This is a genomic window from Clostridium sp. AF12-41 (genome assembly GCF_003461685.1).
Lineage (GTDB): Bacteria > Bacillota > Clostridia > Lachnospirales > Lachnospiraceae > Otoolea > Otoolea fessa.
Genome location: NZ_QTXO01000007.1, coordinates 130,727 through 142,323, shown reverse-complemented (window position 1 = coordinate 142,323; position 11,597 = coordinate 130,727). Strand labels below are relative to the sequence as shown.

Sequence of the window (11,597 nt, the reverse complement as noted above, 5' to 3'; positions counted from 1 at the left end):
GCTGTTAACCGCGCTGTCGTAGGTTCGAGTCCTACTCGGGGAGTTTTAATTTAATATCTGGCCCCATGGTCAAGCGGTTAAGACATCGCCCTTTCACGGCGGTAACACGAGTTCGAATCTCGTTGGGGTCATTTATGGCGACATAGCCAAGTGGTAAGGCGTGGGTCTGCAACACCCTGATCACCAGTTCAAATCTGGTTGTCGCCTCTGAGGAATCATCGAAAGATGGTTCCTTTTTTTATTTTACAAGAATTTTCGGAATTTTAACTGTTTGATTAGCTGTAAAGTAAGATGCGCTATCCGATTTTCACATCTTCTGCTATAATAGAATCATTCACGAAACGGCATTTTAAATAGCCGCGACAAAATCATTTTATAATATGGAGGAAGCGAAAATGGCAGAAAAATTACAGGAATACAGCCTGACCTGGAAAGTAACGGATGAGATGACGGCAAAGCGAATCGGAAGCGCAGGTTCCCAAATTTTGTCTACTCCGAATATGGTGGCCCTGATGGAGGCGGCAGCGCTGGAACTGGCGAAATCGTATCTGGAGGAAGGACAGACGACGGTCGGAGCGGAGATTCACTGCCGCCATCTGGCGCCGACGCCGGTGGGAATGAAGGTAACAGCGACTGCAAAACTCCGCAGCATTGAACGCCGGAAAATGTGGTTTGATATTGAAGTAAACGATGAGAAGGGCAAATGTGGCGAAGGGTCCCATCTGCGGATCATGGTAAATTCAAAGGCGATGAGCGACAAGGCTGCGAGCAAGGCGGAATAAGGAGTATCAGGTTTAAGTATCATGCACGGAGATAAAGAAAAGTGACTGGCCACGTGTGTGTGCAGCAACATAGAAAGAGAGGCAGCGGTGCGGACAGAAACGATAGGTTGGATCATTGGCATTTTGATTGCGGCAGCGCTTGTCTGGTGGATTTACCGCAAAATAAAGAGGAAAATGCGGCAGCTGGCGAGTACGCCGGAGGTACAGGTGCTTCGGTATATGGCAAAGCATTTATCGGAAGGTGATTTGACGCAGCCAGACGCATCTAAACCGCGTTCGCTGGCGGGAATGGACCGGCTGTGCCTGCCGCAGATTGCAAAAGATTTCCCGGAGTTTAACTGGAGCGAGTGGAAGGCTCAGATCGAGACAGAATTGAGAAAAAAACTGGAAAAAGAGTATCAGAAGGTACATATCCACCGGACGGTCATCAGCCGCTATCAGAAGGAAAAAGGACTCTGCCGGATTCTGTGTGAGTCGGCGGTCGAGTATGAGGAAATGACTGAATATGAGAAAACGCCTGAGATGCAGTCAGAACTGCATTCGAATCTGATTCAGACGGTTTATGAGACGGAACTGGTATATGTCTATGAGGATGCGAAAACAGCAGGGGCAGCGGTTTCGCTTATCTGTCCAAACTGCGGTGCACCGATTCAGAAGCTGGGGTTGAAAAAGTGTGAATATTGTGGTTCCGTGCTGGAAGTCCAGAATAAGAAGGCATGGAGACTGCTGGAGATGCGGGAAAAGTAAGCGGGTGATCTCACGGTAGAATCCGGTGATGGGGAGAGAATGCTCCCGGATAAATTGCAGAAGAGTTTTATATGGGGCAGGAGCTTCCTGATGGCTGTCGCGAAAGCGGACAACCATGCAGGTAGTTTCCTGCCATTTGTCTGTGCTCGGAACGGAGGGAGATTCCGGCGAAATGCCGACACCGACCTTTCCAGGCCAGACCGCTGTTTCAGTCTGAGACTTGTCGAACTGGCGATGGAAGTTTCAAGATTCAGATGGGAATGGAGCATTTATTCAGTTTCAACTGGATGTAAATTCATAACCAGCTTTTCTGGATGCCGTCTAATCCACCGCAATGCAATCAGGCAGATGGCAACGGAGATGAGAGATCCGATCGGCGCTGCGAGTCCCATCGGATACAGTGTTTCCGGGAAATAGCGGCAGGCGAGCCATGCGAGCGGGATGCGCGCTACCACGATCGAGATGCAGTTGTGCAGGAACGACAGCCCGGACAGTCCGCAGGCGCAGAAGAAACCGCTGCAGCAGAAATGGATACCGGCGATCATGCAGTCCAGCACATAGCTCTTCATATACTGGGTTCCGAGTCGGACAACTTCTGCCTCATCAGTAAAGAGGGAGACGGCGGCACCGGCAGCAAACTGCATGGCAATTGAGATGACCAGCCCGAAAGAAAATGTGATGCAGATCGCGTAGCGCAGCGTCTGACGGGCACGCTCAGGTTTTCCGGCGCCCAGGTTTTGAGCGGAGAGGGCGGAAACCGTGGAGAGAAGCGAGGATGGAACCAGAAACAGGATTCCGATCAGCTTTTCAACGATTCCGACCGCCGCCGCATCATTTAATCCGCGCTGGTTGGCAAACATGGTAATAACCAGAAAAGAAACCTGTATAAAGCCGTCCTGAACTGCAACTGGGATTCCGACCTGCAGGATGGAGGCTATGGTAGTCTTATGTGGATGGAGGTCACGGAGACGAAAACCCGGAAACATCCGTTTTTTAATGATTACGACCAGGGCGATCAGGACACTGCACATCTGTGACAGGGTCGTGCCGAGTGCCGCGCCGGACGGACCGAGCGAAAACACGCCCATTAAAAGGTAATCAAGCGCAATATTGATAATACAGGCGATTGCAACGAAATACATCGGACTTTTGGAGTCGCCCATGCCGCGGAAAATAGAGCTGATGATATTGTAGGCGGTGATGAACGGGATGCCGGTAAAGCAGATCATCAGATATGCCGCGGTGCCGTTTATCGCTTCCTCCGGGACAGACAGCAGCCTGATAATGCCGTGAACTGCCGTCAGCAGAAGTCCGGTCAGAAGAATGGACAGACCTGCAAATAAGGAAATCGTGTTACCGATGCCGCGCGCCGCAAGCTTCCGGTCACCCGCGCCGACCGCGCGTCCGATGAGAACTGTTGCGCCCATCGCCAGACCAACGATCATAACCGTCAGCATATGCATGACCTGACTGCCGACCGAGACCGCCGTCGTCCCATCCACGCCTCCAAACTGCCCGATAATAAACAGATCCGCCATGCCGTAGAGTGTCTGCAAAAAATAAGATAACAAATATGGCAGGGAGAAATAGATAACTGTTTTCAGCACACTGCCGGAGGTGAGATTCTTTTCCATGAATAAATCCTCGTCTTTCTGGTAAAAATAGATGACTCTGCCGTCGGCTGTCAGAAAGAAAACGCCGCAGAAATCATCTTCTGAGTATAGTTTATCAGAAATAACTATAATGTCTACAATAATTATGGAGTCAAGGAAAGAAAATCCTTGTTTTTAAGTAGGAAATTTGTGGTATAATATGAGCACTTAGCGAGGTGTTTTCGAGCTTAGTGCGAGTCATACCTAAATACTTAATGAAGCAGAGCCAAAGGCGATAGCTGAATTTAGTATTTATGGTATAATATGAGAAGGCAAATAAAACCCACTTTGATTTTACACAGGAGGTTTCATGAGTTTAGAGTTTAAAAAAATTGAAGTTAACAGTATCCAGGAGATGCTTCCGTTTTACGCGATGCGCCACAATATGACGTGCGACAGCGTATTTCTGGAGAGCTATGTCTGGAAAGATTATTATAATGTCCGTTATGCAATCTGGGAAAATAAGGCGCTTTTATGGCTGATGGAGAATGAAGGACATTGTTTTTCCGCGATGCCGCTGTGCCGGGAGGAAGACCTGCCGGGGGCGTTTGCGGCGATTGAGGAGTATTTTAATGAAGAACTGGGATATCCGCTGGTTATCAATCTGGCGGATGAGTATGCAGTGAAATATTTAAATCTGCCGGAGGACAAATATCTGGTGGAAGAGCAGGTCGATTCGAGGGATTATCTCTACAACGGCGATGCGATGCGTTCCCTGGCGGGAAAGAAACTGCATAAGAAGAAAAACCGCGTCAACGCATTTAAGCGCGAATATGAGGGGCGCTATGAGTACCGCCGTCTGTGCTGTTCGGACAGCCACGATGTCTGGGTTTTTCTGGACCGCTGGAGACAGCAGAAGGGCGAGGAGGTCGAGGAACATCTCGATTATGAGGTAAAGGGCATTCACGATATTCTGAAAAACTGTTCAGAATTCAGCATCCACATGGGCGGCGTGTATATCGACGGTCAGATGGAGGCATTTACGATCGGAAGCTACAATCCGGTGGAACATATGGCGGTTATCCATATTGAGAAGGCAAACCCGGAGATCAACGGTCTGTACCAGTTTATCAACCAAGAGTTCCTGATAGAGGAATTTCCTGAGGCTGAGTGGGTAAACCGCGAGGACGATATGGGCTTAGAGGGACTCCGGAAGGCGAAAATGACGTATTATCCGGCGGATTATGCACGCAAATATCTGGTAGAACAGCTGTTAAACGGCAGCAAGGGCTATCACTGGGCGGAGCAGATCGCCAATACGACGGCGGGAAGTGTGCTGACGTATCTGGATGCGGAGGATAAGGACGAGACGAAGCATCTCTGGCATATGTGTTTCCCGGAAGATTCGGAGAGTTTTATCGAGTATTATTATAAGGAAAAGACGAAGGATAACGAGATTCTGGTGAAAAAGGATAATGGACTTCTGATTTCGATGGTGCAGTACAATCCGTATGCGGTGAAGCTGCGTGGACGCCTCTGGAAGCTCGATTATCTGGTCGGAGTAGCAACCGAGGAGAGCCGCCGCCGCGAGGGACATTTCCGGGACGTATTTGTGAAAATGCTTCACGACGAGGAGGCAGCCGGAAAGCCGATCACGTATCTGGTTCCGGTCAACCCGGCTGTGTATGCGCCGATGGGATTTACCTTCATCGGAAATGTGGCATCCTATGAGCTGACCGAGGAGGCGAAACAGACGCTGACGCGCACGGTGTGCCAGGATACGCCGGAGGACTGCGGGAGGGCTGCCGTCTATATGGAACAGTGGCTGGGCGCACGGTATGAGATGTATACGCGCCGGGATGCGGCGTATGTGAGCCGTCTCATCAAGGAGCTGGCTTCTGAAAATGGCACGTTGGAATTCCTGGAACAGGACGGCAGGCTGGTTGGCCTGGATGCCTACTGGGGCTGGGAAGTCCGTGAACACCGGCTTTTGTATGCGGAGGACGCATACACGGTCAAGACGGGCGAGAAGCCGTGGAATATGGCGCGCCTGACGAATATCGGGGCGCTGCTGGCGGCATTTGGCTTAAAAAAGGCAGAGCAGCAGGGAGAAGAAAAACGTATGCTCACACTGGGCATCCGTATGAATGATCCGATTCTGGAAATGAACAACGGTGAGTTTGTCTGGACGATTGGGGAGAACGGTTCCAGCCTGAAGGTGCGGAAAACGGAGCCGGATACCTGCGGCTGCACGGAAAATGTTTCCATATGGCTGGAGACGAAGCCGGAAGAGCTGGTGAGCTGGCTGTTTGGCTGCCGGAAAGCGGAAGAAATCTGGGGCGGACAGCTTGAAAATAAGGGCCTGGCAGAGATTCTGGCACAGGTGGATACGGTGAACGGCGTGTATCTGGATGAGATCGTGTAGAGTGCGTGCTGTAATTGTATAGGATAGAGAATGTGCTGATTTTATGTAAACTAATAGCAACCGCTTTTATGTTTTCAGAAAAAGGAGAGGAGAGTGCGTCAGATGGGAGAGACAGACACATTAAAAAAATGGATTAATGAGTCAAATTATATTGTATTTTTTGGCGGGGCGGGTGTTTCGACCGAGAGCAATATCCCGGATTTTAGAAGCACGGACGGGCTGTACCATCAGGAGTATGACTATCCGCCGGAAACGATTTTAAGCCACAGCTTTTATATGAGAAAGCCAGAGGAATTTTACCGGTTTTACCGCAATAAGATGCTGTTCCCGAATGCAAAGCCGAACCGGGCGCATCTGGCGCTGGCGAAGCTGGAGCAGGAAGGAAAGCTGAAAGCGGTCATTACCCAGAATATCGACGGGCTGCACCAGGCAGCAGGCAGCAAAGAGGTGCTGGAGCTGCACGGATCGGTGCTCCGCAACCATTGTACGCGCTGCGGCAGGTTTTACGGATTGGATGATATTTTGAAGATGAAGGGCGTGCCGAAGTGCGGCTGCGGCGGCGTGATCAAGCCGGATGTCGTGCTGTATGAGGAAGGACTGGACAATGAGGTAATTGAGCGGTCAATTGCCCATATCCGCAAGGCAGATATGCTGATCATCGGCGGTACCTCGCTGGTGGTGTACCCGGCAGCGGGGCTGATTGATTATTATCATGGAAATAAACTGGTTCTGATCAATAAATCAGCGACCTCGCGCGATGGTCAGGCGGATCTGGTTATCAGCGACAGCATCGGGAAGGTGCTGGGGGACGCGGTCGGAGTATAAGGTAGTAACAGGGGAGAGAGGAAATGGTATACGAGGTTGGAGATATTGTAAAACTCAAAAAGCCGCACCCGTGCGGCAGCCATGAGTGGGAGATCCTGCGGGTCGGCGCGGATTTCCGTTTGAAATGTGCCGGCTGCGGGCATCAGGTGATGATGGCACGACCATTGGTAGAAAAGAGTACCAGAGGACTGAAAAAAGCGGGAGAGAAGTCCGAATAAGAGCGGCGGGTGGGCGTACAGATGCAGGCAGCTTCATGCTCTGGCAGTCAGTAAAAGAATGCAGTAAGAAGGGGCAGAAAGCCCGGAAAAAACGAGAAAATTTACATAGAAAATCTCGAAAAAGTGCTTGCCAAGCCGTTCCTTTTTTGGTATCATAGATATTCGGTAATATATAACACAAAAATCCTTACTCCCTGCTGGAGTCAGGGGGTCAGTGACCACAAGGAGGTAAGAAAGAGCATGAACAAATATGAATTAGCAGTTGTTCTTAGCGCAAAACTCGAGGACGAAGAGAGAGCCGCAGCGATGGAGAAAGTAACAGGTTACATCACACGTTTTGGCGGTACAGTAACTGACATTGATGAATGGGGCAAGAAGAGACTTGCTTACGAGATTCAGAAAATGAAAGAAGGATTCTACTACTTCGTACATTTCGAGTCTGATTCCGTATGCCCGAATGAGGTGGAGAACCACATCCGCATCATGGAGCCGGTTATCAGATACTTATGCGTAAGACAGGATGCGTAAGAGTAGATAAAGAAAGAGTGATCGTATGAATAAAGTAATTCTGATGGGCAGATTAACGAGAGATCCGGAAGTGAGATACTCTCAGGGCGAGAGAGCTATGGCAATCGCCAGATACACGCTGGCAGTAGACCGCAGAGGCCGCAGAGGCGGAAACGGAGACGACAGCGCACAGACAGCGGATTTCATTCCGTGTGTTGCATTTGACAGAGCAGGCGAATTCGCTGAGAAGTATTTTCATCAGGGAACCAAGCTCGTAGTAACCGGAAGAATTCAGACTGGCAGCTATACCAATCGTGACGGCCAGAAAGTATATACGACAGAAGTGATTGTAGAGGATCAGGAATTTGCAGAGAGCAAGAATGCGGCATCTGGCAACAGCGACGGCGGTTACCGTCCGGCAGAGCGCCCGGCTCCGTCCAGCGCAATCGGCGATGGATTCATGAATATTCCTGATGGAGTAGAGGACGAAGGCCTTCCGTTCAACTAGGTTCGGGAATCGGTCCCCCGGCGGACGGAGTGCGCGAGAGCGCCATCAGGCTGATGTGTGTGAAGGAGGAAAGACCAATGGCATTCAATAAAGGCGATAAAACAGACGCTTCCAAGATCAGAAGAGGCGGTATGCGTAGAAGAAAAAAAGTTTGTGTATTCTGCGGCGAGAAGAACGGCGAAATCGATTACAAAGATACAAATAAATTAAAGAGATACGTATCCGAGAGAGGAAAAATCCTTCCGAGACGTATCACTGGCAACTGTGCTAAACATCAGAGAGCTCTGACTGTAGCTATCAAGAGAGCAAGACATCTGTCCCTGATGCCGTATGTTTGCGAGTAATCCTTGTAAAATAAGGTTTTTTTAAGGGTAAAAGAAGATTTTTACTCAAATTTCACTCAATTATTGAGGATAAAAATGATGGGGATTCCATGTGAGAGATCATGTGGGATCCCTTTTTGTATAATAGGAAATTCCATGGAATTCCCTATTACACAAAAAGACAGATTTCAAAAATAAGTGCTTTACAAAAACGCTTTAGTATGCTAATATGGTAGCATATTAAAAAGCGAGACGGAAACCGGCAAAGGGAGAACGGCTTCCACTGTCTGAAAATGAGGAGGACACCAATTATGAAAAAGAGATTTGTGAGCGCAGCGCTGGCTGCAGTAATGGCACTTTCCATGACCGCATGTGGCAGCAGCAACAGCGCAGCAGAGACAACCGCAGCAGACACAGAGGCGGCTGAGAGCCAGGCAGAGGAAACCACCGCAGAAGAGGCGAAGACAACCGACGGCGGCACTCTGATTGTTGGTTTTGATCAGGATTTCCCGCCGATGGGATTTGTAGGCGATGACGGCGAGTACACCGGATTTGACCTGGAGCTGGCACAGGAAGTTGCAAAACGCCTGGGTCTGGAATATAAGGCACAGCCGATTGCCTGGGATTCTAAAGATATGGAGCTTGAGTCCGGCAATATCGACTGCATCTGGAATGGATTTACGATGACGGGTCGTGAGGATGATTACACCTGGACTGAGCCGTACATGGCAAACCAGCAGGTATTTGTCGTAGCCAATGATTCGGATATCAGCAGCCAGGCGGATCTGGCAGGCAAGATCGTAGAGGTTCAGGCAGATTCTTCCGCAGAGGCAGCTTTAAAAGAGGCACCGGAACTGACCGCTACTTTCAAGGAGCTTCTGACAACCGCTGATTACAACACCGCATTCATGGATCTGGAGCAGGGCGCCGTTGATGCCATTGCGATGGACGTAATCGTAGCAGGCTATCAGATTCAGCAGAGAAACGCTGATTTCAAGATTCTGGACGATTCCCTTTCTGAGGAAGAATACGGCGTAGGCTTCAAGAAGGGCAACACCGAGTTAAGAGATAAAGTTCAGAGCACTCTGGAAGAGATGGCAGAGGATGGAACCTTACAGGAAGTTTCTGAGAAATGGTTTAGCAAAGACGTAACTACCATCGGCAAATAGTAATTAATCGTTGATTGTAAAAACGAAACATTATTAAATAATAGGAATAGGGACGGCTGTGAATGATTTCATGGCAGTCCCCATTCGCGGTTTATGTGTTTAACTGTGAAGTCACAGCACATTCCGTTACCGGGCACGTATGCGTGAACAGTAACGAATCTACATTTTAGAAAGCAGGTATGGGATAATTATGGGTAAGATGACACTCCAGCAGATGATTACACAGCTTGCGGGTGGTATGGCAGTCAGCACACAGATTTTTGTGATCACACTGCTATTTTCACTTCCGTTAGGACTCGTGATCGCGTTCGGGCGTATGTCGAAGAACAAGCTGATCCAGACGATTGTAAAAGTATATATTTCGATTATGCGAGGCACACCGCTGATGCTGCAGCTGATGGTGGTGTATTTTGGACCGTATTATCTGTTCCGCATCAAAGTCGGCAGCAGTTACCGTCTGTGGGCTACCTTCATCGGTTTTGTCATTAACTATGCGGCATATTTTGCCGAGATTTACCGTAGCGGCATCCAGTCGATGCCGGTCGGACAGTATGAGGCAGCGGAGATTCTGGGTTATGGAAAGGCACAGACCTTCTTCAAGATCATCCTGCCGCAGGTAATCAAGCGGATTCTTCCGTCGGTGACGAATGAGGTCATCACGCTGGTAAAAGATACGTCTCTGGCGTTTACGTTGAGCGTGGCGGAGATGTTCTCAATCGCCAAGGCACTGGCGGCATCCCAGACGAATATGATGCCGTTTGTGGCAGCAGCCGTCTTTTACTATATTTTCAATCTGGTTGTGGCAGTTGCAATGGAATGGATTGAGAAAAAGCTGGATTATTACCGATAGAAGCGGGAGGAATGTGGAAAATGAACTTGTTAGAATTAAATCATGTGGAAAAATCATTCGGCGATCTGTCGGTTTTAAAGGATATTTCACTGAGTGTGAGCGAGGGCGAGATCGTGTCCATCATCGGACCGTCCGGTTCGGGTAAATCGACGCTTCTGCGCTGCGCGACGATGCTGGAGACGATGGACCACGGCGAGATCGTATATTTAGGAAAGAGAGCAGCCTGGACGGGCGCGGATGGCAAGGTCAGCTATGCGGACAAGAAGGACATGAAGGAGATCCGCAGCCAGTACGGTCTGGTATTCCAGAATTTTAACCTGTTTCCGCACTATTCTGTGCTGAAAAATATCACAGACGCGCCGATCCATGTGCAGAAGCGCGACAAGGAGACGGTTTATAAAGAGGCGCGCGAGCTTCTGAAAAAAATGGGTCTGGAGGATAAGGAGGACTATTATCCGTACCAGCTCTCCGGCGGTCAGTGCCAGCGTGTGGCGATCGCCCGTGCATTGGCACTGAATCCGAAGATTCTGTTTTTCGACGAGCCGACCTCCGCACTGGATCCGGAGCTGACGGGAGAAGTATTGAAGGTTATTAAGTCGTTAGCGGATCTGCACATCGCGATGGTGATTGTTACCCATGAGATGGCGTTTGCGAAAGATATTTCCCACCGCGTGATCTTCATGGCAGACGGACTCATCGTCGAGGAAGGCGCGCCGGAGAAGGTGTTTGCTTCGGATAATGAGAGAACGAAGAGCTTTTTGGGACGGTATGGGAAGATTCTGTAAGAAATAATTAGGAAAATGGGCGTTGCTGGTTTTGGAGTGGAAAATCGGCGACGCCCGTTTTTTATGGGGAAGCATTTTATGGGGAAGCATTTTATGGGGAAGCATATAAGTCTTATTTGCAATTTTACAGTAAATGTGATACGCTTTTATCAAGTATTCCGATTTGCGAGGCAGTAGATACCTTTCAAAAAGGAATGGAACAGAAATAATCGAGTGTTCCGGTGATGCTGGAAGTGGTGAAAAGCGATGCTGACGTTTGAGACGGGTCTTGAAGGAAAGGGGAGCGGTTCATGGAGATTCGTATACCCTTTTTGAGATGGATGGAGTCCGCGTCTGCGCGGGCTCTTTTTGATCCATTTGCTCTATAGAAAGGCGGGGCTGGAAAAAGTGGTGCCTGTGGATGGAAGATTTTGCAGGACAGGATCGCAGCATGGTTTTTAGCGGAGATATTTGAAATGGTATCTGTTGTAGAGAAAAATTTGGACAGATAAACAGGAAGATATGAGGGAAAAACATGGAGACAGAATCAAGAGTTGCCGTGATCGGTATTGTGGTCGATCAGACGGGAGATACGGAAGAGTTGAATAAGGTGCTGCACCAGTACGGGCAGTATATCGTAGGGCGGATGGGGATTCCTTACCACAAACGGAACGTGAATATTATCAGCGTCGTGATTGACGCGCCGGGTGATGTGATCAGTGCGCTGTCCGGGAAGCTGGGGATGCTGCGGGGGATTTCTTCGAAGGCGCTGTATTCGAAGGCGCCGGAAGCACAGGAATGAAAACGAGGTGACGGAATGGCAGATTTTACACGCGCGGGGCTTCGACCGTCTGACTGGTGGCGGGAGGCGGTCCGTCCAGGCGCTG

General features: G+C 49.5%; 13 protein-coding genes and 2 tRNA genes. 14 read left to right on the top strand and 1 reads right to left on the bottom strand.

What is annotated here, in order from left to right:
- The first annotated feature begins 59 nt into the window (after positions 1-59).
- The 4 genes from DWV73_RS11355 to DWV73_RS11340 all read left to right on the top strand — a co-directional run bounded on the left by DWV73_RS11355 (position 60) and on the right by DWV73_RS11340 (position 1,529).
- Positions 60-131, top strand: a tRNA-Glu gene (locus DWV73_RS11355).
- A gap of 5 nt (positions 132-136) precedes the next feature.
- Positions 137-207 (top strand) — tRNA-Cys (locus DWV73_RS11350).
- A gap of 188 nt (positions 208-395) precedes the next feature.
- A complete protein-coding gene (locus DWV73_RS11345; protein WP_117796753.1) occupies positions 396-782 on the top strand; it encodes a thioesterase family protein in 387 nt (128 codons plus the stop codon).
- Between the two features lie 87 nt (positions 783-869).
- Positions 870-1,529, top strand: a complete 660-nt coding sequence (locus DWV73_RS11340; RefSeq protein ID WP_117796752.1) for a hypothetical protein — start codon at positions 870-872, stop codon at positions 1,527-1,529.
- 269 nt (positions 1,530-1,798) lie between these two features.
- Here the strand turns inward: DWV73_RS11340 and DWV73_RS11335 are convergent, their stop codons facing one another.
- Entirely contained in the window at positions 1,799-3,163 is a 1,365-nt protein-coding gene (locus tag DWV73_RS11335; RefSeq protein WP_117796751.1) for an MATE family efflux transporter, read from the bottom strand.
- A gap of 328 nt (positions 3,164-3,491) precedes the next feature.
- On the opposite strand from DWV73_RS11335, the gene DWV73_RS13155 reads away from it, so the two are divergent.
- From DWV73_RS13155 to DWV73_RS11285, 10 genes are all read left to right on the top strand, one after another.
- Entirely contained in the window at positions 3,492-5,546 is a 2,055-nt protein-coding gene (locus DWV73_RS13155; RefSeq protein ID WP_117796750.1) for a GNAT family N-acetyltransferase, read from the top strand.
- Between the two features lie 102 nt (positions 5,547-5,648).
- Complete coding sequence (locus tag DWV73_RS11325) at positions 5,649-6,371, top strand: NAD-dependent protein deacylase (RefSeq protein ID WP_117796749.1); 723 nt, start codon at positions 5,649-5,651, stop codon at positions 6,369-6,371.
- 23 nt (positions 6,372-6,394) lie between these two features.
- Entirely contained in the window at positions 6,395-6,589 is a 195-nt protein-coding gene (locus DWV73_RS11320; protein WP_022358896.1) for a DUF951 domain-containing protein, read from the top strand.
- Between the two features lie 240 nt (positions 6,590-6,829).
- Positions 6,830-7,117 (top strand): 30S ribosomal protein S6, encoded by a 288-nt coding sequence (rpsF, locus tag DWV73_RS11315; RefSeq protein WP_107001800.1) that lies wholly within the window; start codon positions 6,830-6,832, stop codon positions 7,115-7,117.
- A 25-nt stretch (positions 7,118-7,142) separates the two neighbouring features.
- Positions 7,143-7,604 carry a single-stranded DNA-binding protein gene (locus DWV73_RS11310; protein WP_022358894.1) on the top strand — a complete coding sequence of 154 codons (462 nt, stop codon included), beginning with the start codon at positions 7,143-7,145 and terminating at the stop codon, positions 7,602-7,604.
- Positions 7,605-7,681: 77 nt separating this feature from the next.
- On the top strand, positions 7,682-7,948 hold the full coding sequence (gene rpsR, locus DWV73_RS11305; RefSeq protein WP_022358893.1) for a 30S ribosomal protein S18: 267 nt from the start codon (positions 7,682-7,684) through the stop codon (positions 7,946-7,948).
- A gap of 290 nt (positions 7,949-8,238) precedes the next feature.
- Positions 8,239-9,096 carry an amino acid ABC transporter substrate-binding protein gene (locus DWV73_RS11300; protein WP_107001801.1) on the top strand — a complete coding sequence of 286 codons (858 nt, stop codon included), beginning with the start codon at positions 8,239-8,241 and terminating at the stop codon, positions 9,094-9,096.
- Positions 9,097-9,295: 199 nt separating this feature from the next.
- Positions 9,296-9,946 carry an amino acid ABC transporter permease gene (locus tag DWV73_RS11295; RefSeq protein ID WP_333489850.1) on the top strand — a complete coding sequence of 217 codons (651 nt, stop codon included), beginning with the start codon at positions 9,296-9,298 and terminating at the stop codon, positions 9,944-9,946.
- A 20-nt stretch (positions 9,947-9,966) separates the two neighbouring features.
- Positions 9,967-10,731 carry an amino acid ABC transporter ATP-binding protein gene (locus tag DWV73_RS11290; RefSeq protein WP_022358890.1) on the top strand — a complete coding sequence of 255 codons (765 nt, stop codon included), beginning with the start codon at positions 9,967-9,969 and terminating at the stop codon, positions 10,729-10,731.
- 514 nt (positions 10,732-11,245) lie between these two features.
- Positions 11,246-11,512: a TM1266 family iron-only hydrogenase system putative regulator gene (locus tag DWV73_RS11285; RefSeq protein ID WP_022358889.1), complete on the top strand. Its 267-nt coding sequence runs from the start codon at positions 11,246-11,248 to the stop codon at positions 11,510-11,512.
- Positions 11,513-11,597: the final 85 nt, after the last annotated feature.